The organism is Rhizobium sp. P44RR-XXIV, from assembly GCF_001999485.2.
GTDB lineage: Bacteria > Pseudomonadota > Alphaproteobacteria > Rhizobiales > Rhizobiaceae > Rhizobium.
Map to the genome: position 1 here is coordinate 865,596 of NZ_MPVZ02000029.1, position 21,919 is coordinate 887,514.

The 21,919-nt window shown below is 59.7% G+C and carries 18 protein-coding genes; 7 read left to right on the forward strand and 11 right to left on the reverse strand.

Translation table 11 applies throughout. The features are described from left to right. The first annotated feature begins 18 nt into the window (after positions 1 to 18). From BSK43_RS30020 to BSK43_RS30040, 5 genes are all read left to right on the forward strand, one after another. The gene (locus tag BSK43_RS30020) at positions 19 to 1,071 is read left to right on the forward strand and encodes an ABC transporter permease (protein ID WP_136687350.1); all 1,053 of its coding nucleotides are present in this window, start codon (positions 19 to 21) and stop codon (positions 1,069 to 1,071) included. Between the two features lie 101 nt (positions 1,072 to 1,172). After that, complete coding sequence (locus BSK43_RS30025; protein ID WP_068392200.1) at positions 1,173 to 2,120, forward strand: D-ribose ABC transporter substrate-binding protein; 948 nt, start codon at positions 1,173 to 1,175, stop codon at positions 2,118 to 2,120. Between the two features lie 263 nt (positions 2,121 to 2,383). Further along, positions 2,384 to 3,139: a DeoR/GlpR family DNA-binding transcription regulator gene (locus BSK43_RS30030; RefSeq protein ID WP_348641772.1), complete on the forward strand. Its 756-nt coding sequence runs from the start codon at positions 2,384 to 2,386 to the stop codon at positions 3,137 to 3,139. A 54-nt stretch (positions 3,140 to 3,193) separates the two neighbouring features. Next, positions 3,194 to 4,723: an FGGY-family carbohydrate kinase gene (locus BSK43_RS30035; protein ID WP_077467186.1), complete on the forward strand. Its 1,530-nt coding sequence runs from the start codon at positions 3,194 to 3,196 to the stop codon at positions 4,721 to 4,723. Between the two features lie 60 nt (positions 4,724 to 4,783). Continuing rightward, positions 4,784 to 6,526 carry a glycerol-3-phosphate dehydrogenase/oxidase gene (locus BSK43_RS30040; RefSeq protein WP_077467187.1) on the forward strand — a complete coding sequence of 581 codons (1,743 nt, stop codon included), beginning with the start codon at positions 4,784 to 4,786 and terminating at the stop codon, positions 6,524 to 6,526. Positions 6,527 to 6,536: 10 nt separating this feature from the next. Here the strand turns inward: BSK43_RS30040 and fba are convergent, their stop codons facing one another. Continuing rightward, on the reverse strand, positions 6,537 to 7,601 hold the full coding sequence (gene fba / locus BSK43_RS30045) for a class II fructose-bisphosphate aldolase (RefSeq protein ID WP_077467188.1): 1,065 nt from the start codon (positions 7,599 to 7,601) through the stop codon (positions 6,537 to 6,539). A 443-nt stretch (positions 7,602 to 8,044) separates the two neighbouring features. Here fba and BSK43_RS30050 point away from each other — a divergent pair, with 443 nt between their 5' ends. Further along, positions 8,045 to 9,181, forward strand: coding sequence for a mannitol dehydrogenase family protein (locus tag BSK43_RS30050; protein WP_136687352.1), 1,137 nt, complete (start codon positions 8,045 to 8,047; stop codon positions 9,179 to 9,181). Positions 9,182 to 9,329: 148 nt separating this feature from the next. Next, positions 9,330 to 10,349, forward strand: coding sequence for a zinc-binding alcohol dehydrogenase family protein (locus tag BSK43_RS30055; RefSeq protein WP_077467651.1), 1,020 nt, complete (start codon positions 9,330 to 9,332; stop codon positions 10,347 to 10,349). A gap of 73 nt (positions 10,350 to 10,422) precedes the next feature. Here the strand turns inward: BSK43_RS30055 and rfbC are convergent, their stop codons facing one another. The 10 genes from rfbC to BSK43_RS30105 form a co-directional block, all read right to left on the reverse strand. Beyond that, positions 10,423 to 10,971: a dTDP-4-dehydrorhamnose 3,5-epimerase gene (gene rfbC / locus BSK43_RS30060; RefSeq protein ID WP_077467189.1), complete on the reverse strand. Its 549-nt coding sequence runs from the start codon at positions 10,969 to 10,971 to the stop codon at positions 10,423 to 10,425. Positions 10,972 to 11,020: 49 nt separating this feature from the next. Further along, positions 11,021 to 11,908, reverse strand: coding sequence for a glucose-1-phosphate thymidylyltransferase RfbA (gene rfbA, locus BSK43_RS30065; RefSeq protein ID WP_077467190.1), 888 nt, complete (start codon positions 11,906 to 11,908; stop codon positions 11,021 to 11,023). 88 nt (positions 11,909 to 11,996) lie between these two features. Then, positions 11,997 to 12,899 (reverse strand): dTDP-4-dehydrorhamnose reductase, encoded by a 903-nt coding sequence (gene rfbD / locus BSK43_RS30070; RefSeq protein ID WP_077467191.1) that lies wholly within the window; start codon positions 12,897 to 12,899, stop codon positions 11,997 to 11,999. Continuing rightward, positions 12,896 to 13,963, reverse strand: a complete 1,068-nt coding sequence (gene rfbB, locus BSK43_RS30075) for a dTDP-glucose 4,6-dehydratase (protein ID WP_077467192.1) — start codon at positions 13,961 to 13,963, stop codon at positions 12,896 to 12,898. Before rfbB ends, rfbD begins: the two co-directional genes overlap by 4 nt. A gap of 227 nt (positions 13,964 to 14,190) precedes the next feature. Continuing rightward, on the reverse strand, positions 14,191 to 15,189 hold the full coding sequence (locus tag BSK43_RS30080; protein ID WP_077467193.1) for a lipid A biosynthesis lauroyl acyltransferase: 999 nt from the start codon (positions 15,187 to 15,189) through the stop codon (positions 14,191 to 14,193). 4 nt (positions 15,190 to 15,193) lie between these two features. After that, the gene (locus BSK43_RS30085; protein ID WP_077467194.1) at positions 15,194 to 16,609 is read right to left on the reverse strand and encodes a cytochrome P450; all 1,416 of its coding nucleotides are present in this window, start codon (positions 16,607 to 16,609) and stop codon (positions 15,194 to 15,196) included. A 186-nt stretch (positions 16,610 to 16,795) separates the two neighbouring features. Continuing rightward, positions 16,796 to 18,040, reverse strand: a complete 1,245-nt coding sequence (lysA, locus tag BSK43_RS30090; protein WP_077467195.1) for a diaminopimelate decarboxylase — start codon at positions 18,038 to 18,040, stop codon at positions 16,796 to 16,798. Positions 18,041 to 18,147: 107 nt separating this feature from the next. Next, positions 18,148 to 19,329 carry a PLP-dependent transferase gene (locus tag BSK43_RS30095; RefSeq protein WP_077467196.1) on the reverse strand — a complete coding sequence of 394 codons (1,182 nt, stop codon included), beginning with the start codon at positions 19,327 to 19,329 and terminating at the stop codon, positions 18,148 to 18,150. A gap of 13 nt (positions 19,330 to 19,342) precedes the next feature. Then, the gene (locus BSK43_RS30100) at positions 19,343 to 20,716 is read right to left on the reverse strand and encodes an MATE family efflux transporter (protein ID WP_246662728.1); all 1,374 of its coding nucleotides are present in this window, start codon (positions 20,714 to 20,716) and stop codon (positions 19,343 to 19,345) included. Continuing rightward, complete coding sequence (locus BSK43_RS30105; protein WP_077467197.1) at positions 20,713 to 21,867, reverse strand: GNAT family N-acetyltransferase; 1,155 nt, start codon at positions 21,865 to 21,867, stop codon at positions 20,713 to 20,715. The genes BSK43_RS30100 and BSK43_RS30105 overlap by 4 nt, the downstream gene beginning before the upstream one ends. Between the last annotated feature and the right edge of the window lie 52 nt (positions 21,868 to 21,919).

Below are 21,919 nucleotides of genomic sequence, written 5' to 3' on the forward strand. Positions count from 1 at the left end.
ATTCATGGAGCACTGATTATGTCAGTCACGAATATCACAGATAAAAAGCCAGTTTCCAACGGACAGCGGCGGAATTTCAGTCTCGTCCGCCTGATCCTCGAGGGGCGCGCCTTCTTCGCGCTGATCGTCATCATCGCGGTCTTCTCCTTCCTGTCGCCCTATTATTTCTCGCTCAGCAACTTCCTGACCATGGCCTCGCATGTGGCCATCTTCGGCATCCTGGCCATCGGCATGTTGCTCGTCATTCTCAACGGCGGCATCGACCTCTCGGTCGGCTCGACGCTTGGTCTTGCCGGCTGTATCGCCGGCTTCCTGATGCAGGGCGTCACGCTTTCGAGCTTCGGCGTAATCCTTTATCCGCCCGTCTGGGCCGTGGTGATCATCACCTGCGTGCTGGGCGGTGTCGTCGGCGCAGTCAACGGCGTGCTTATCGCCTATTTGCGCGTCCCGGCCTTCGTCGCTTCGCTCGGTGTGCTCTACGTCGCTCGCGGTATCGCATTGCTGATGACCAACGGCCTTACCTATAACAATCTCGGCGGCAATCCCGATCTCGGCAATACCGGTTTCAACTGGCTGGGATTCAACCGCCTCGCCGGCGTGCCGATCGGTGTCATCGTGCTCGCAGCGCTCGCCATCATCTGCGGCATCGTTCTCAGCCGCACAGCCTTCGGACGCTGGCTCTACGCCTCGGGCGGCAACGAGCGCGCCGCCGATCTTTCCGGCGTTCCGGTCAAGCAGGTCAAGATTGCCGTCTATATTCTCTCAGGCGTCTGCGCCGCCATTGCCGGCCTCGTGCTGTCGTCGCAGCTGACATCGGCCGGTCCGAACGCCGGGACCAGCTATGAGCTGACCGCGATTGCTGCTGTCGTCATCGGCGGCGCCGCATTGACAGGCGGCCGCGGCACGGTGCGCGGCACCATGCTCGGCGCCTTCGTCATCGGCTTCCTGGCGGATGGCCTGGTGATCATCGGAGTGTCGGCCTACTGGCAGACGGTCTTTACCGGCGCGGTCATCGTGCTCGCCGTGCTCATGAACAGCATCCAATACGGACGTCGGACCAAATCCAGCTGACGTCTTGCATGAACTTATCACCGACCGGTGAAAATAACCGGTCGGAGAAAGAACCGCCGGTTCGCCGGTATCATCTGAGCTCATCAAAGGGAGAGAGACTAATGTTTAAAAAAGGTTTGCGCATTGTCATGGCAGCGGTCGCCGTCGCACCGCTTCTGACGGGAGCAGCATGGGCCGCCGGCCAAATGACGATCATCGTCAACGACCCGTCGAACCCCTACTGGCTGACGGAAGGCAATATCGCCAAGGCGACGGCCGAAAAGCTCGGCTACACCGCGACGGTCGGCGCTCACAAGGGCGATACCAACACCGAAAGCAACCTGATCGACACGGCCATCACCAACAAGTCGGTCGCCATCATCCTCGACCCGGCTAACGCTGACGGTTCCGTCGGTGCGGTCAAGAAGGCCGTTGCTGCTGGCATCCCGGTTTTCCTGGTCAATGCTGAAATCAACCAGGAAGGCCTCGCCAAGGCACAGCTCGTCTCGAACAACGCACAGGGTGCCGCCGTCGGTGCGCAGCAGTGGGTCGAAGCTGTTGGCGACAAGGGCAAGTATGCCGAACTGTTCGGCTCGCCTTCCGACAACAATGCCGCTACCCGTTCGAACGGCTATGAAACCGTTCTGACGCAGTACCCGGACCTGCAGAAGGTTGCCAAGGAAGTTGCCAACTGGGACCGCACCCAGGGCCACAACAAGATGCAGTCCATGCTGCAGGCTCATCCGGATATCATCGGCGTGATCTCCGGCAACGACGAAATGGCGCTCGGTGCGATTGCCGCTCTCAAGGAAGCCGGCAAGCTAGCCAACGTCAAGGTCGGCGGCTTCGACGGTTCGCCTGATGCTGTTGCGGCCATCAAGGCTGGCGAACTGCAGTACACCGTTCTGCAGCCGGTTGCCGTGTTCTCCGAACAGGCGGTCAAGCAGGCTGACAGCTTCATCAAGACCGGCAAAACCGGCGCTTCGAGCGAAAAGCAGCTTTTCGATTGCATCCTGATCACCAAGGACAATGTCGATAAGTACACCGCACCGTTCGTTCTGTCTGAATAATGATATCGGGGGCGCCGGAAACGGCGTCCCCATCCCTAAGCCCGATGGCGGCACACAGACCGAACATCAGGTGTAGCGTTCAGAAATACCGATAGCGAACTGTTATTTCTATTTTTTCCTAACATGACATTCGCTGCGGCAGATACAATCCGCAAGGCTCAGCGTCAGAGGCCAACGTGACAGACAAGACAAGCCCCGTATCCTTCCTGCAAGACGAACTGCCGAGCGACAGCCGGCATTCGCGTCAGCTCGCCCGGCGCCAGATGATCGCCGAAGCCGTCATGGCGGAAGGCTCGATGCGCATCGAGGATTTGACGGAGCGCTTTGGCGTCAGCCTGATGACCGCCCATCGCGACGTCGATGAACTGGTCAGCCGCGGCCTCTTTCGCAAGACGCGCGGCATTGTCACGGCAGCGGCCACCAGCCTGATAGAATCCAGCGACGTCTATCGCGCCAACCGTCAGGCCAGCGAAAAGAAGATGATCGCCGCCGCGGCCATGCAATTCGTCGAGCCGGGTCAGGCGATCTTCCTGGACGATTCCACCACCGTTCTCCAGATGGCCTCGCATCTGCCCGCCAAGGTGCCGCTGACGGCGATTACCAATTCGCTGACGCTGATGAATGCGTTGAAGGACATGCACGACGTCAATCTGCTGGCGCTCGGCGGGCAGTATTACAATTGGTGCAACGCCTTCATGGGGCGGATGACCATCAACGAGATCAATCGCTTGCGGGCCGATGTTGCATTCATTTCCATGTCGGCGATCATCGATGACGCGGTATTTCATCAATCACCCGAGATAGTGGATATCAAGCGGGCAATGTTCGACAGCGCCGCCAAACGCATCCTGCTCATGGATCATACGAAGTTCGAACGGCGCGCGCTTCACAATTTCGCGGCCCTCAGCGAGTTCGACGTCGTCATCGTCGACGAGAAGACACCCGCCGCTCATCTCGAGCGCATGCAAAGCAAGAACATCAATGTGGTCGTCGCGAGAGGCGACAAGGAACGATCCTGATGGCTTAGCCCCGTGCGGGCAGCCCGAGATCGTTCACCATCGGGAGTAACAGGAATGCCGAGTCTGCTCGGAATTGACAGCGGTCTCACCGTCACCAAGGCGGTGATCTTCGACATCGACGGGACGCCGATTGCTGTCGCGCGCCGCCGCGTGACGCAGTTCATGCCCAAGGCCCGTCATGTCGAGCGCGACATGGACGAACTCTGGTCCCAGACAGCCGATGCCATCGCCGAAGCGATCAGCCTCAGCAATCGTCCGGCAAGCGATATCAAGGCGATCGCCGCCACCGCACATGGCGACGGCATCTATCTGCTCGACAAGTCGAAGAAGCCGCTGGGACGCGCCATTCTCTCGCTCGACAGCCGCGCCGGATCGATCGTGGACCAATGGTTGAAAAGCTCCGTTGCCGACGCAGCCCTGGCACTAACAGGACAGTTGCCGCACGTATCCGCGCCCTCGGCGCTGCTTGCCTGGATCAAGGCCAACGAGCCGGCGCGGTTCGCCGAGATCGGCCACATTCTGAGCTGCAAGGACTGGCTGCGTTTCTGCCTGACTGACGTTGTCGGAACCGACCGGACCGAGGCCAGCACCTCCTTTACCGATGTCTCCACCCAGGATTACTCGCAGGATGCCCTGAAACTTTTCGGCGTGGTCGAATTGGCGGGCGCGCTGCCGCAGGCTTCACGATCTGACGAGGTCGTGGGCCACGTAACGGAAGCCGTTGCCAAGCGCACCGGCCTTGCCGAGGGAACGCCGGTCGTCGCCGGACTGCATGATGTGACGGCTTCCGCGCTCGGTGCCGGCGGCTATGCCGATGGTGTCGTTGCCGTCATCGCCGGCACCTATTCGATCAACGAGACGCTGTCATCCGAGCCGCGCGTCGACCGCCGCTGGTTCTGCCGCAACGCCATTGCGCCGGGGCAGTGGAACAACATGTCGATCTCGCCGGCCTCGTCGGCGAATTATGAGTGGTTTCTGGACAAGCTGTGCGCCAGCGAGATTGCGAGCGCAGAGGCTTCGGGTCAGTCCATCCACGCCTTGCTGGCTCCCGAGATAGAGGCGGCCTTTAATCGCCCATCGAGCGCGCTTTTCCATCCCTATCTGTTCGGCTCTCCCTATGGCGCCGATGCCAGCGCCAGCTTCTTCGGGCTTGGCGGATGGCACGACCGCGGCGACATGCTGCGGGCAGTGCTCGAAGGCATCGCCTTCAACCACAGGATTCACGTCGATGCTTTAAGTGACGGTTTTTCCTTCGATCAGGCAAGGCTGGCCGGCGGCGTGTCGCGCAACCCGATCGTCGTGCAGATGTTTGCCGATGTCCTCGGAATTCCGGTTACCGTGACGGAGACCGACGAGGCAGCCGCCTGGGGCGCCGCGCTTTGTGCCGGCGCCGGCATCGGCTTTTATGCCGATCCGCAGAGCGATCCCCGAGACGTCGACAAGATCGCCAAGACCTATCGCCCGGATACCGCCCGCAGCGCCGAATATCGGATCCGCTACCAGCTCTTCAAGGATATCGCCGAAGCCATGACGCCGCTCTGGCCGCGGATCGGCGATCTCGTAGTTCAACACTCCCAAGACTAGACCGCCAAATGCGCTGCGCGGGCACACGCCTTCGCGGCAATTCAGCAGGACGATAATGCTATGACCGATATGGCTGCCGATCTGAAACAACGCTTCTCGCAACTTCAAGACGGAGATGTCGACGTCGTCATCATCGGCGCGGGCGTCAATGGCGCGGGGCTGTTTCGCGACCTCTGTGCGCAAGGCGTCAACTGCCTGATCGTCGACAAGTCCGATTTCGGCTCGGGGACGAGCGCGGCTCCGTCGCGGCTCATTCATGGCGGCCTGAAATATCTGGAAACCGGCGAATTCGGGCTGGTCGCGCAGTCAGCGCTGGAGCGCAATCTGCTGCTGAAGAACGCGCCACATTGCGTCGAGCCGCTGCCGACATTCGTGCCGATCTTCTCCTGGACGCGCGGCATCTGGGCCGCTCTTCGGACCCTGACGGGCTCGACAACGGCGCCCCGCAGCCGCGGCGCCCTGCTCGTTAAGATCGGGCTGGCGCTCTATGATTTCTTCGGGTCGCGCAATCGGGTCATGCCGCGCCACAGGTTCCTGCTCAAGCGCCGCGCGCTCAAGGAAATGCCATATGTGACGCCTGATATCGTTGCCGGCGGCATCTACTACGACGCCAAAATCAGCCGGCCGGAGCGGCTGGTCTACGAGCTGGTCAGCGACGGATTGCTGACTAACAACAAATCGTTGGCAGCAAATGCTACGAGTTTGGTGTCTGCAACCGATGGCGAGCTCACCTTCCAGCGCTCGGACGGATACGCTTTTTCGATCAAGCCGAAACTCGTCATCAACGCCGCGGGCCCCTGGATAGACCATGTCAACGCGGCGCTCGGCGCACCCTCGCATATGATCGGCGGAACCAAGGGATCGCATATCCTGCTCGACCATCCGGAGCTGGTGCGCAGCCTTAACGGCCACATGATCTATTTCGAGGCCGATGACGGCCGCATCTGCCTGGTCTACGGCTATCTCGGTCAGGCGCTTGTGGGCTCGACGGACATTCCCTGTGACGACCCTGACAACGTGCGCTGCGAGGAGTCGGAAATCGAATATTTCCTTGATAGTGTCCGCTCGCTGTTGCCGGGCCTGCGCTTCGAGCGGGAACAGGTGACCTACAGCTATAGCGGCATACGCCCCCTGCCCGCCTCGGACGCCTCGTCGCCAGGCCTGATCAGCCGTGATCATTCCGCACCGGTCGTCGAAGCAGAGGCCGGACGTCCCTTCCCCGTCATTTCCCTTGTCGGCGGCAAGTGGACGACCTTCCGCGGCTTTGCCGAGGAAGTCGCCGATACCGTGCTGAAGCGTCTTCAGCGTACGCGCAAGACCTCCACCGAGCGGCTTGCCATCGGCGGGGGGCAGGATTTCCCGATAACGTCAAATGAACGGGCAAGCTGGATTCGTTCCATCGCGGCGAAGACCGGTGCCGAGGCAAGCAGGGTCGACGAGCTGCTTGGCCGATACGGTACCACCGCGGCGGCGATCCTCGCCCATCATTCAGACTATGCAGACAGCGCACGTATTAGCGGAGCGCCGCGCCACAGTACTCTGGAGATCGATTGGATCGCCCGTCAGGAGCTGGTCGTGCATCTGTCCGATATCGTCTTCCGCCGCACGACCTTGGCGATCGAGGGGCTTCTAACCATGCAGGGACTGCATGAGATCGGTGCGATTGCCGCCAAAGCCCTGCAATGGGATGGACAGCGACTGGCCAAGGAAATCGATGATGTCGTTACATCATTGTCGAAATTCCACGGCCAGACCTTGACCGAAGAAAGCGCACGCCGAGCAGCAAGCCCGGCGTCGCGCTAATCTTTCGATCTTAAGAGAAAATGGGATCCAGCGAGCCGGACTTGTAGCGCTTTGCCATTTCGGCGACGGAAAGCGGCTTGATCGCCGGGGCATGACCGGCGGTGCCGAACTGCTCGAAACGCTCCTTGCAGAGCTTCGTCAGCGCAGCCATGGCCGGCTTCATGTATTTGCGCGGATCGAACTCGCTAGGGTCCTCCTGCAGTACGCGGCGGATCTGGCCGGTCATCGCCATGCGGCCATCGGTGTCGATGTTGATCTTGCGCACGCCATTCTTGATGCCACGCTGGATCTCTTCGACCGGCACGCCCCAGGTCGGCTTCATCTGGCCGCCATAGCGGTTGATGATCTCCTGCAATTCCTCTGGAACAGACGACGAGCCGTGCATGACGAGATGGGTGTTGGGCAGCTTGCGATGGATCTCCTCGATCACGTTCATCGCCAGCACAGAACCATCCGGCTTACGGGTGAACTTATAGGCGCCGTGCGAGGTGCCCATGGCGATCGCCAGCGCGTCGACCTTGGTTTCGCGAACGAACTTCACCGCCTCGTCCGGATTGGTGAGCAGCTGGTCGTGTGAAAGCTTGCCTTCCGCACCGTGTCCATCCTCGACCTCGCCCATGCCGGTTTCGAGTGAACCTAGCACGCCGAGCTCTCGCTCGACGGAAATGCCGCCAAGATGCGCCATGTCGGTGACCGTCCTGGTCACGCCGACGTTGTAATCCCAGTCGGCTGGCGTCTTCGCGTCTGCCTTCAGCGAACCATCCATCATTACGGAGGTAAAGCCGGCCTGAATGGCCGTCATACAGCTCGAGGGATCGTTGCCATGATCAAGGTGCACGCAGACCGGAATATGCGGATAGATCTCGACGACGGCATCCATCATGTGCTTCAGCATGATGTCGTTGGCATAGGCTCTGGCGCCCCTCGATGCCTGCATGATCACCGGTGCCGCAACCGCATCTGCCGCCTCCATGATGGCGAGCGCCTGCTCCATATTGTTGATGTTGAAAGCCGGAACGCCGTAGCCGTTTTCAGCGGCATGATCGAGCAACTGCCTCAAGGTGATACGTGCCATTCAATTCTCCTGGGTCGTGATGGGTGGCTAGGATTGTTCGGATGATGCCCCAGCGATACGTGGCGCAAGGCCACCGGAAGGCGACGCTTCGTCATGGAAAATTCGTTGATATTCGGAGAATGTCGGACGCCGTCCATTTCATAGGCGAAGTTTCTCCTGGGGCGACGCATCATCGTCCGCATTTATAACAAATAATAACAACAAAATCACATTTTTTGTGACATTTTCTTGTGATTTCCATGAAACTTTTGCCATCACCATTGGCGCCATATGGCACGGCAACCCACGAAGCTCTGGTTGGGTCCGGCTGAAAATGCTTGACGTCAAAGCATGAAATGTTTTCTATAGATAAAAAACATTCATCGGAAGGAACGATCGATGTCGGCGTCTCAGGTTAGTGGCCGAAGCTCCACCCTATACCTTGTATGCGCAAGAGGCTTGGCGTGATGTCCCGCATCATCCAGTTCGGCACGAGCAGGTTCCTGCAGGCGCATGCAGCCCTATTTGTTCATGAGGCCAGGCAATCGGGTCAGAATGCCGGTCCGATCGCCGTCGTGCAGATTTCCGGGGAGAGCAGCAGAAGCGGACGCGTCAGCGCCTTCGGCAATCAGCATGGCTATCCAGTCATCATCCGTGGCATATCGGGCGGACAACCAGTCGATCGCACTGTGCAAGTCACCAGCGTCGATCGCGGCCTCTCCGCCGTCGCCCATTGGGAAGAGCTTTCGCAGCTTTTCGCGCAAGAGGCCGAATTCGTCATCTCCAATACCGGCGATACCGGCTATAAAACATGGCCGGACGAGGATCGGTTTGGCGCAGACGGCCAAATTCCGCGTTCGTTTCCGGCCAAACTGGCAGCCCTTCTCGTCAAGCGCTGGCAAGCAACCGGCCGGCCATTGGTGATCCTTCCGTGCGAGCTGATAACCGGCAACGGGCGAATCCTGAAACAGGTCGTTGTCGACTGCATCAGGCAAAACAGCGTGGCGCCCGATTTTCTTGCCTGGCTGGACAAGCATGTCGCCTTCGCCGAGACGCTGGTCGACCGGATCGTCTCGGAACCCATCGAGCCCATTGGCGCCGTCGCTGAGCCCTATGCGCTCTGGGCAATCAAGCGCGCACCGGGCGTCCGGCCTCCATGCACGCATGAGAGCATCGTACTCACCGACGACCTCGAACCCTACGAGCGCCTCAAGCTGCACATTCTCAATCTCGGCCATACCTTCCTTGCCGAGATCTGGCAGCAAGAAGGTCGCCCGGCCGACGAAACCGTTCGCGCCATCCTTGCCGACGCCGATATTCGCGCAAGACTGGATGAACTCTATCGAAGTGAGGTCTTGCCCGGCTTTGCCACCAACGGCATGGACGGCGAGGCGGAGACCTACGTCGCAACGACGCTCGACCGCTTCCTCAATCCGTTCCTCGACCATCGCCTTGCCGACATCGCCCAGCATCATCGCGAAAAGGTTGGGCGGCGCATTGGCGCATTCCTGCATTGGGCCGAACAGGCGGGCAGCGTCTCGAAAGCGCCTATCCTAAGGCAAATCGTAGAGCGATATACTCTGAGCGAGGCAGGGCCGTGAAGCTGCCGGAGCCTCGGATACCAAGATCCAGACATGCTTCGGCGGGACGCCTGATCAGCAAATGCGGATGCCGTCAGACCGCCGCACCCTGCGCTGCCGATTTCCAACAGTTACCTCAGCCTCATTAGGCGCTTCGAAAGCCACCATGATGAAAACATTGATCTGCAACGAACCCGGCAAGCTCTCGCTGATCGAGCGCGACGTGCCCAACCCTGCCGAAGGCGAAGTGCTTGTGCGCATCAAGCGCGTCGGAATTTGCGGCACGGATTTTCACATCTATCAGGGTAAGCACCCCTTTCTCGAGTATCCGCGCGTCATGGGCCATGAGCTCTCCGGCACGGTCGAGGATGCCAATGGTTCGAGCCGCCTGAAAAACGGAGAGAATATCTATATCGTTCCCTACCTCTCCTGCGGCAAATGCATTGCCTGCCGCCGTGGCGTGACCAATGCCTGCCAAAACATTGCGGTCCTCGGCGTGCATCGCGACGGCGGCATGACCGAATTCCTCTGCGTACCCGAGCAGAATGTCATCTCCGTCGGCAAGGCCTCGCTCGACGAAGCTGCCATGATCGAATTCCTGGCCATCGGCGCACATGGCGTCAAGCGCGGCGGCATTACCGCCACCGACCGCGTCCTTGTCGTCGGCGCCGGCCCAATCGGCATGTCAGCCATCATCTTCGCCAAGGCGCGCGGCGCCGACGTTACCGTCATGGACATGCGAGAGGACCGTCTCGATTTCACGGTAACCTCCCTCAGTGCCGACCGAACCCTGCTTGCCAACGCTGAGGCTGAAGCCCACGCGAAACAGTTTACGGACGGCGATTTCTTCGATGTCGTCATAGATGCAACGGGCAACGCCAAGGCCATGCAACGCGGCTTCGGCTTCGTCGCCCATGGCGGCCGCTACGTCCTCGTCAGCGTCGTGCGCGACGACATTACCTTTTCAGACCCGGAGTTTCACAAACGCGAAACCACCCTCTTCGCCAGCCGCAACGCACAGCCGGATGATTTTGCCGAGGTGGTGACGCAGATGGGAAACGGCCGGGTTCCGACCGCAGCGCTGAACACGCATCGGGGTTCATTGGACGATGCCCCTGCGCTGTTTGGAAAGTGGCTGAGGCCAGAGGCGGGGGTTATCAAGGCTATCCTGGAGGTCGGGCCGTCATAAGGGCCGCCTTCAATCCTGAGGGCGCTTGGTAAAAAGCGAGCTTGCTCGTATCAAAAGCTCGCGGCAGAATATCTCACTCGAACATGTCAGTCTGTGCCAACAATGGCTGTAGCTGGTCCTTCTGGGAGAGCGTCAGGACATCGCCGACGCTCCAGTCGATCGCAATTTGCGGGTCGTCCCAGCGAATGCCGCGATCGCTTTGCGGTGCATAATATTCGGTCGTCTTGTACAGAAACTCGACATGGTCGCTCAGCGTCAGGAAGCCGTGGGCAAACCCTTCCGGAATCCAGAGCTGTCGCTTGTTGTCTGCCGACAGGAGTACACCGACCCATTGTCCGAATGTCGGCGACGACTTCCTGATATCGACGGCGACATCGTAGACTTCGCCAACCACGACGCGCACCAGCTTGGCCTGGGCATGCGGCGGCAATTGATAGTGCAGGCCGCGCAGAACTCCCTTGCCCGATCGGCTGTGATTGTCCTGCACGAAATCGGCGCTTCGCCCGATGGCCGCCTCGAACTTCACCTTGCTGAAGCTTTCGAAGAAGAAGCCGCGGTCGTCGGCAAACACCGTCGGCTCGATGATCTTGACGTCCGCGATGGCCGTATCGATGGCTTTCATTCGTCTTCCCGTTAAGCTGTTCTTGGGGACCGCGGATGCGTCGGTCGGCTTAGAATATCTGTTCGCTTAGCATCCGTAGGAGATATTGCCCATAGCCGTTCTTCCTAAGTGGACGCGCCAGCGCCTCGACATCGGATGCATTGATCCAGCCGCTGCGGTAGGCCACTTCCTCGGGGCAAGCAACCTTTAGTCCCTGTCGATTCTCAATGGTGGCGATGTAGTGGCTCGCTTCCAGCATCGATTCATGCGTACCGGTATCAAGCCATGCATAGCCGCGGCCCATGGTCTGCACGTCAAGCCGCCCGGCATTGAGGTAATGCACGTTGACGTCGGTTATCTCCAGCTCGCCGCGCGGCGACGGCTGGATGGATTTTGCCACATCGACGACGCTCTCATCGTAGAAGTAGAGCCCGGTGACGGCATAATTGCTCTTCGGCTGTTTCGGCTTTTCCTCCAGGCTGATTGCCCGGCCCGCACTATCGAATTCGACGACGCCATAGCGATGCGGATCCTGCACGTGATAGGCAAAGATGGTGGCGCCGCTCGCCTTGCCGCTCGCCTCGTGGAGCAGTCGGGTAAAGTCATGTCCGTAAAAGACATTGTCTCCCAGCACGAGTGCGGACGGGGCGCCATCCAGGAATTCCTCGCCGATCAGAAAAGCCTGTGCGAGTCCGTCCGGCTTCGGCTGGACCGCATAGTCGAGCTTGATCCCCCACTGGCTGCCATCACCGAGCAATTGCTCGAAGCGCGGCGTGTCCTGTGGTGTCGAGATGACCAATATCTCGCGGATGCCAGCGAGCATCAGTGTCGTCAGGGGGTAGTAGATCATCGGTTTGTCGTAGATCGGCAAAAGTTGCTTGCTGACGGCAAGCGTCACCGGATAAAGGCGCGTTCCCGATCCGCCAGCAAGTATGATGCCTTTGCGTGCTTTCGTCATGGTCCACCGTCTCGTTTTTCATTTCGGCTATGGCAGTCAGCCTGCCGCCAGTGACTGGCAATGCGAGCCATCACAGGATCTTGCCGCTTCAATTCGTTGCAGGTTCTAGCCTCGCCACGACATCATCCACGCCCGCCTGCCAGGCGGGAAGAGCGATATCGAAACGTTCCATAAGCTTTGTGCAGTCCAGCCTTGAATTGGCCGGGCGCTTCGCTGGCGTCGGATATTCTGCTGTCGAAATCGGCTTCAGCGCATTAGCTGCAAGCGCAAGCTTGAAGTTTCCCTCCGATGCCCTGCGAACGATATGCGTCGCATAGCCGTGCCATGAGGTGCTGCCCTGTGCCGCAAGGTGATACGTCCCCGACACGGTGCCGGATGATTGCGAACCGGCGACATGCTCGACGATGGTGCGGGTGACATCGGCAATCAAGGCAGCCGATGTCGGCGCCCCCACCTGGTCGGCGACGATATTCAGGGTCTCGCGTTCCTGTGCCAGCCGAAGAATGGTCTTCAGGAAATTGCTGCCGTGATGGCCGTAGACCCAGCTTGTCCGCAGGATGACATGGTGAGAACCGGATGCGCGGATCGCTTCCTCGCCCAGCCACTTGCTTTCGCCGTAGACGGACTGAGGGTTGACCGCATCAGTCTCGATATAAGGTTCCGTCTTCGTGCCGTCGAAAACATAATCGGTGGAATAATGCACCATCAGAGCGCCGTTGTCGGCTGCCCAGCGCGCGATGATACCGGGTGCTGCGGCATTGACCGCCATTGCCTGCTCCGCATCGCCCTCTGCACGATCAACCGCGGTATAGGCTGCCGGATTGACGATGATCTTGGGCTTGTGCTCGTTGAGAGCAGTCAGGATGCTTGCCTCGCGCGCCAGATCCATCTCTGCGCGGGTCACGGCCGCTACGCTTCCCAGCGAGCCAAGCGAGCGCTGCAATTCGAAACCGACCTGCCCGTTGGCGCCGGTAACCAGGATGCTACTCAAGACTGCCCCTCATATTGCTTGCCGAGCCACTCGCGATAGGCGCCGCTGGTCACGTTTCGTACCCAGTCCTGATTGGCCAGATACCATGCGATCGTCTTGCGGATGCCCGTCTCGAAAGTCTCCTCAGGCTTCCAGCCCAGTTCGCGTTCGAGCTTGCGTGCATCGATGGCATAGCGACGATCGTGGCCGGGGCGGTCCTTTACGAAGGCGATCTGGTCGCTGTAATGGCCGCCATCAGCCTTCGGCTTCAACTCATCAAGGATCGAGCAGATCGTCTGCACGACCTCCAGATTGGGCTTCTCGTTCCAACCGCCGACATTGTAGGTTTCGCCGATCTCGCCCGCCTCCAGCACGCGGCGAATGGCCCCGCAATGATCCCGGACATAGAGCCAATCGCGGATCTGCTGGCCGTCGCCATAGATCGGCAGGCTTTTGCCCGACAGCGCATTCAGGATCACCAGCGGGATCAGCTTTTCCGGAAAGTGATAAGGGCCGTAATTGTTGCTGCAATTCGTCGTCAGCACCGGCAGGCCATAGGTATGATGCCAGGCGCGAACCAGATGATCGGACGCCGCCTTGCTGGCCGAATAGGGGCTGTTCGGCTCATAGCGATTGAGCTCATTAAATGGCGCGTCATCGGCCGAAAGCGTGCCGTAGACTTCGTCAGTCGAGACATGCAGGAACCGGAAGGCCTGCCTTTCTCCATCAGGCAAGCCGTCCCAATAGTCGCGAACCGCCTCCAGCAGATTGAAGGTACCGACGATGTTCGTCTGGATAAAATCACCAGGTCCATGGATCGACCGGTCGACGTGGCTTTCGGCCGCAAAATTGAGGATAGCCCGTGGCCGATGCAAGGACAGCAGATCCGCAACCAAGCCACGATCACCGATATCACCATGCACGAACACATGACGATTGTTTCCCTTCAATCCTCGCAGCGTATCCAGATTGCCGGCATAGGTCAGCTTGTCGAGATTGATAACCGTTTCATCGCATCGCTCAAGCCAATCAAGAACGAAATTCCCGCCGATAAACCCTGCTCCACCCGAAACCAATATCGTCATCGAAAATCCATTCACGCCCTACGTCGTACAACCAAGCAGAAGCCGCAGGAGCTATATCTCAAAAAAGCACGATCGTGGAGAAACTTTCTCGTTCACGAAGATGTAACAAAGTCCGACAGCAGAAGGCATTTTTAGTTGGCGAAGTGTTAACCTAAACGTTAAGGCCCTTCAATCCGTTGCAACCCCAAATTCACTTGCCACGGTGGAAAATTCTATCAGCACATTCATCACAGCAATCGATTGTCCACAAAATACCATTGCTCAGGGCGTTCGCGAACAATGGGTTCGATCACTGCATTCAAGGTGCGAACATCTTCTGCAAGCGGATCTTCTGATCCCGCTGGGGCGGCCAGCCTGAAAGGCTCCAACGCCTGTAGGGTGAAGTTCGCTCCGTTATCGCGGGTTATAAACAGTGGATAGATCAGCGCATCCGTCTTGCGCGCCATACGCGCGACAACCGCGTAATTCCCCTCCAGATGAGCCGGTCGGCCGAAAAATGGTGCTCGAATGCGGCCATTGAAGCCTTCATCGCAGAACATCAGCAGATTGCCGCCGTTTTCCAGAATGCGGAGAGCCGGGCGTGCGAAGCTGCGCCCGGGCTTGAGGATGCCGAGGCCGGCGCCCATGCGCAGGCGATTGACGATGTAGTGGCGGGATCGGCGCTTCGGAGGATCGTAGTTCATGGTCACGGCCAGCCCCATGTCGAGCAGACAATGCCAAAGCACCTCCCAGTTGCTCACATGCGGCGCGATGAAAATCACAGGCCCTTCAGCGCAACGCTCGACCACGCTTGCGGTGCCAATCATCCGGACATGATGTCGCGCAAGCCGCGGCACCACGGAATATTCGGCCATCTGACGGCCCTGTGAATCGGCGTAGCGCTCCAAACGTATCTCAAGCTCGGCATCGCTGAGATCCGGTCTAATCGCCTTCAGGTTTGCAGCGGCACGGGCATAGGCACTTCTGTGGAAACGCGGCGCCAGAAACCGTCCGAGCCAGCCGCCAATTGCGGAACATGCCTGTGCCGGTAAAAGCATGAAGGCAAAGTAGAAGAAGAGATCTATGGCGTTGTCGATATTCTCGTAGAGCCAATAGCGCAGGAACACCCGGCGCCGTTCGCCACCAACCACGAAATCAGCGATAGGCGGGGCTTTTGGCGGCTCATAGGTCCACGCCTTGCGTTTCCCGCTGGCGGGTTGTTTGCCCTCTTCATTGTCAGCGGACATCGGATCAGCGCCTATGCAGGGTGACCGGCATGCCGCCGCGAGGGCGCAGGGTCAGGCGGCATTGCGGCTGGACATTATGGCCGTCCTTAACTCGTACGCGAAAGCGTTGAGCGAGTATCGCCAGGCAAAGGATCGCTTCTGTGAGGCCGAACTGCAAACCCGGGCAAACACGAGGGCCGGCGGCAAAAGGGATGTAGCTATAGGGGGTCGGGCGTGTCTCACCCAAGAAGCGCTCCGGATGAAAGCGATGCGGCTCGGAGAAAAGCGAGTCTGTGCGGTGCAAAATCCATGGGACGATCAGGACGAGCGCAGCCTTGCGCACTTTTACATCGCCGATCTGATCCGCTTCGGCTGCCTGTCGTGCCAAAATCGGCACGGGTGGGTAAAGCCTTAGCGTTTCCTCGATCACGGCTCGACACCAGTCAAGCTTGGCAACGTCATCAATCGACGGCACACGTTCGCCGCAGACGGCATCGATTTCCGCGTGAATAGCCTCTGCCACCCAAGGCGCACCGGCTAGCAGATACCATGCCCAGGTCAAAGTTGCGGCCGTCGTCTCATGTCCGGCCATGAAAATCGTCGCGGCTTCGTTCCTGAGCGCCACGACATCGAGCTTCAGCTCGGGATTTCGCTTCTGGCGGCGTATCAGCAGCTCGACCATCGAGCTGTTATCGCCCTTGCCGGCCAGATGATCTTCGATCACCTGATCGATGATCCGATGGATGCGCTTGACCGACCGGCGCAGGCTCGGTGTCTTGACGATTGGCAACCCCTCGTCGAAGCCGAGGAAGTAGCCGAGATTGATGGAGTCCACCAAGGCCTGGTAACTGGCAAATCCCTCGGTCACGGCATTGGCGCTTTCCTCGCCGAGATCATTGCCGAAGACGCTGCGCGAGATGATCTCCGCCGTCAGCCCAGCCATCTCGAACAGCGCGTTGACCTCCGCCCCCTCGCCAAGGCTCTGCCAACGGTCGGCAAGTTCGCTTGCCGTGGTCTGCATGATCGCCCCGAAGGCTGGAACGCGGTTCTTGTGCACGATGTCGGCAACCAGCGGCCGCCGTTGCTTCCAGGTCTCCTTGTCCGAGATGAACAGGCCGTCACCCAGCAGATGTTCCAGCGCGCGGCGCATCTGCGGCGTCTTGCGCTCGAAATTCTCATGGCGCTTGGCGACCACGTAACGGATCGCCTCCGGCGAATTGACGATGACGAGTTGGCGTCCGAATAGCTTGAATTCGGCGACATGTTCCCGATAATCCGCTTGCCGCCAGATGGACAGAAAGTCACTGCGCGCCTGCAGCAGCAGTTTCAGCGGCTGGCAAGGCTTGCCGCTGTAATAAGCGGAGTGCGCAGGCTCGAAAAATTGCGCCGCCTGATCCGCGTGTTCGACGATTTCGGTTCTCTGATCAAGCCAGGCCAGCATATCGGTGCAGAACTTTCGCGCCTTGCGGCTGGTGACAAAGGAACAAGAACCGGGCCTCACGACGCCCGGTGGTGCCCACTATATTCATTTCGCAACCGCGGAAAAGCCCCCGCGCCAACCACGGAATGGTTGCCGGATCTTGCCAGCACCATTCGATGCGCCGTGCCCGAAAGCCGAAGCACCTGTTTAGAGATCTTCCAGGGCCAACAGCTCGTCAAAAGTCTGGCGCCGGCGGATCAATCGATGCGTTGCGCCATCGATGAGCACCTCCGGGGCATAGAGCCGGCTGTTGTAGTTCGACGACATCGTCGCGCCATAGGCGCCGGCACCGTGGAAAACGAGATAATCGCCGACATGCGCCTCAGGAAGATCGCGTTGCTGGACTACGCCTGATTCCGTCTGGGTGAAGACATCGCCCGATTCGCAAAGGGGGCCGGCGACCACCGTCGGGAAGATAGCAGCCCCCGCGCTGCGAGGCGTCTTTCCCGGAATAACCGAGATGTGGTGATAGCTGCCATACATAGCCGGCCGGGCAAGATCGCTGAAGCCGGCATCGACGAGCACGAAGCGGTTGCGACCCATGTTTTTGACGGCTCGCACCTCCGCGAGCAGTACGCCGGAATCCGCGGTCAGAAAGCGCCCAGGTTCGATCTCCAGCCGGATCGGATGACCAAAATGCGCCTCAACCTCACGCCGCGCCGCGTCCCAGAGCGAAAAATAATGCGAGGGGTCAATCTCTTCCTCGCCTTCCTTGTAGGGGATGGAAAGGCCGCCGCCGGCTGAAATCGCCTCGATATCGACCGAAAGCTCGCGGCAGAAGCCGACCATTGCGCCGCAGACACGCTGCAGGTGGCTGTAGTCGACGCCCGAGCCGATATGCATGTGCAGGCCGACCAGCGTCAGCGAATATTTTTGCGTCAGCGCCACGGCTTCCTGCAACTGCTCGAACCAGATGCCATGCTTGCTGTTCTCGCCGCCGGTATTGGTCTTGTTGCTGTGGCCGTGACCGAAACCCGGATTGATCCGCAACCATACCCTGTGGCCCGGCGAACGCTCGCCGAGCTGGTGTAGCATATCGATCGAACCGATATTGACTTCGATCTTGTCGGCAATGACCCGCTCCAGCGTCTGCCGGTCGAAGACATCGGCGGTGAAGACGATTTCCGCAAGTTCGGATGTGCTGCCCGCAGCAAAGCCCGCGCGCATTGCCCGTTCGATCTCGCCAAGCGATACGGCGTCGATCTGCACACCGGCCTTGCGCATTTCCCGCAGGATGTGAATGTTCGAACAAGCCTTCTGCGCAAAGCGCACGACGTCGAAGGCGGACAATTGCTCGATGCGACGGCGCATCGCGGCAACGTCGTAGATCCAGAGCGGCGTCCCATATTCGCTTGCAAGCGAGCTCAGCATTTCGTTGGAAGGAATGGTCATTTTTTCTCGGTCAGCACGGGGCGGGAATGAAATCAACAATGGATAATAGTATGGGCGGGGTGGTAGTGCCACTCCGCCCATATGGCAATATGAAACGTTGACGCGACCTACCGTTTTGACGCCAGCAGTGCCTGTTCCAGATCCGCTATGATGGCCGTTGCCGCGTGAAGCCCGACATTCAGGCGAATGGTGCGGTCGCTGACGCCAAATCGTGCAAAGACATTGGTTTCGGGCGAGATGCTGAGCGCCGCCTTTGCCGGAACGACCAGGCTCTCCGGACCGCCCCAGCTGACACCGATGCGGATGAGACCCAGCGCATCGACGAAGCCTGCAACGTCGATGCGATCGGAAACCTCGAAAGAGAAAAGCCCGCCGAAACCGCTGAAGGTCCGCTTGCCGGGATGTTCGCAGAAGGCCGGATGCATGACGTTGGTCACGTCCTCATGCGCCTTCAGCCATGATGCGACCTCAAGGCCGGCTTCGTGGTGATGACGCAGCCTGAACGGCAGGGTCTCCAGGTTGCGAAGCACCAGCCACGCCTCGAACGGCGCCAGCTTCGCACCCGTGTAGGGATAGATTTCGCTGTTGATCCGATCGATATGCGCCTTGGAGCCGGCGACAAGGCCCGCCACCGTATCGCTCTGACCGCCAAGATATTTCGAAGCGGCATGGATGACGATATCGATGCCGAGAGCAAGCGGGTTCTGATAGAGCGGCGTTGCCCAGGAGTTGTCGACGATCGTCACGGCGCCGTGGCGACGCGCCGCTTCGGCAATGGCAGGCAGATCCTGCAGCTCGAACACCATGGAGGTGGGGTTTTCGAGATAGGCGAGCTTGGCGCCGGGAAGGGCCGCAATCATGGCCTCGGTATCGGTGCCGTCGATATAGTCGACAAGGACACCGAAACGCTTCAGGACTTTTTCGAAGAATCGGAAAGCATCGCTATAGACGTGCCGCACGGTGACGATGCGATCTCCTGGGCCGACGAAGGCGAGGACTGCGGCAGCAATGGCGCCCATGCCGCTTGCAAAGGCGCGTGCCGCCTCGGCTCCTTCCATCTCGGCGATCCTGCTCTCCAGCAGCTGCACTGTCGGATTGTCGCCACGCGAATAGATTGGCTTCTTCGAGCGGCCAGCGAAGACATCTTCCAGCTCCTTGTAGCTATCGAACAAGAACAGCGATGTCTGATAGATCGGCGGTACGGCCGCGTCGAACGGGTCGTTACGTTGGGGCAGCAGCGGGTCGGGAATGGCGTGCCGATAGGCATCGAATCTCGGTGTCTCGTTCATGACGTTCCTCTGGTCAGGTGTGAAGTGTCGATTGGCCGGCCAATTGGGCCGGCTGTTGCGTAGGCAGAATCGTGAGCCATTCGCGTCGCGCGACGAAAAGGCCGAGCATGGCGGCAAGAATTGCCGCGACTGCCGGTGCGACGGAGAGACCCGCAAAGCCCGTCCATAGCGGCAGCAGGAGGAGAAGCGGGATCAGCAGATAGCCTTGTGGAGCCAGCCCCACGAGAGCAGACATGCCTGCCCGGCCTCGAGACTGCAGCATCACGAGCAGCACGGACTGGAAGGCCGCCAGCGGAAAGACCGGAAACAGCGCGCGCAGCCACACCACTGCCTCATCAACGACCTGCGGGCTGTCGGTGAACAGGCGCACTATCGATTCGGCCGCAACAAGCAGCAGCATGGAGTAGACCGACGCGACGGGTATGGTTATCGCCAGCATGAAGCGGATTACGGCCTTCAACCGTTGCGAATCGCCGGCACCGAAGGCGTGGCTCACGACGCTCTGCGCACCAAGGCAGAAGCCGAAAATGGGAAGTTGACCCAAAGTCATCAGCCGCACCGCAATGGCGGTGGCTGCTACCCCTGTGTCGCCACCATGGACAGCAGCTTCGCGCATCAAAATTAGAAGGCCAAAACCGGTCATGATACTCGCGGCTGCAGCAGGAACGCCGATCCTCGCCATCGGGCGCAGCAGGTGCCATCGCACCAAACCGGCTGTCACGCTGACCGTGCCCCACCTGCGGGCGAAATAGACGACATAGCAGCCAAGCGCCGCCACCGAGGAAAGAATGGTGGCCGCTGCCGCACCCGATGCGCCAAGCTTGAAGAAAAAGATGAAGATAGGATCAAGTACGGCGTTCAGCGCAAAGCTTGCGATCAGTACGATCATCGAAAAGCGCGAATTGCCCTCGGCAATCGCAATGAAATCGCAAACCGCCTGCAGCAGACCAAGCGTCACGCCGAAGGCAAGCAGCCGCCCATAATCGAGGCCGGGCACTAACAGGCTGTCGCTCGCCCCCAGCGCACCGACAAAGTCAGGCAGCCCGAGATAGATCAGCACCGACAGACCGATACCGAGCGGAACCGTGGCCACGAGCGCCGTGGTGGCAACGGATGAGGCGGCCATAGGGTTACCCTCGCCGAGATGGCGCGCCAAAAGCGTGGCAAGCCCGATACCAAGTCCCTGCCCGGCTGCCGCAACCAGCAGGAACAGTGGCATGACGAGGCTGATGCCGGCCAATATATTGGGGCCGAGAGCACCGAGAAAGATCGCGTTGATCGCATGGTGCCCGGCGCTCGCGGCCAAGCCGGCCACCGCCGGGAGTGCGACCGTCAGAACGAGCCGCATGATGCGCGGGTCGTTCATGTCGACGGCTGTTTTCATCATGCGGCGCCTCGCGGGAGCGAACCGAGCGCGGGCAGACCATCCTCATCCATCAGACCGGAAAGGTCGGGCGACAGCAGCCGATCCATGAAGAAGCGTTCACGCAGCAGCATGACCAGGAGCGCCTTTTTGTGCGGGAACTGAATATGCTTGACCTTGGCGAAGCCGGAGCGATCGAGGTTGCGGATCTGCTGGGCGTGGTGATGGATCGGTTCGCCGACGATACGCCGGGTGCGCGGATCTGCCAGGAACATGTAGTGCATCAGCGACGGCAGCCACGCACTGACAAAGGCCTTGCCGCGGAAATCATCCTCGCCGATCGCAACATGCCAGCCGCGATCGAAGCCATCGGCCTCATAGTGCGGCCCGATCCGATCTTCCTTGGCCCAATAGAGTTCGAAATAGCCGAACGGAACACCGCCGAAGGTTCCGATCAGCGGCAGAGTCCGAGGATCTGCAAGACGACCGGCAATAAGATCGCGGTGATAGGAGAGATCGCCGCTGTCTTCCCATATGGCCGACACCCGTGGATCGTTCATCCAGCGATGGAAATGCGGGAGATCGGCTTCGATATCGGCGACGTGGAATCCAAGCTGCGTGTTCAGCCAGGGAATGAAGCGATTATAGACGCGACCCGTCGGCTTCGGCGGTCGCTGCGGGTGAAGCGCGCCGTTGGTCATGACGGGTACTTCCGGATAGTTGCTCGGAATGCCGCCGAGCCAGAGCTTCGCTTGCTGAAACAAGAATTCTGGGCGAGCAATGAGGCGATCTCCACGCTGCTCGATTGCGCCGGCGCTTAACAAACGCCTTGCAAGGGCTTCATCGGCGAGTTCGATTTCGAAGCAATTCAGTGCCGGATTGCACGCCAGAACGGCCTCAGACACGGCATTGACGATATCTTCAGCGGCAACGGCGGAGGTGGCTGCTGATAGGGTATCGAAGACCAACAGATTGGCGGCCGGACCCGACAGATAACCGGAGCCAACTTCCACTCCGTGATACGCGACACGAAAGCTGCCCGGTTCTCGCCCCGAGCACACGACGAGCGGCTGACCGCAAGCAAGCGCGTGGCTGACAAACCCTGCCGATGGCAGGCGCAGATCCAATGGCTGCACCGCCGCCTTTTCACTCCTGATCGCTACGGAGGCATCCATGATTCTTCTCCATTTTTGAAACTGGGCGCCATCGGGATCGTTAGATCATGCG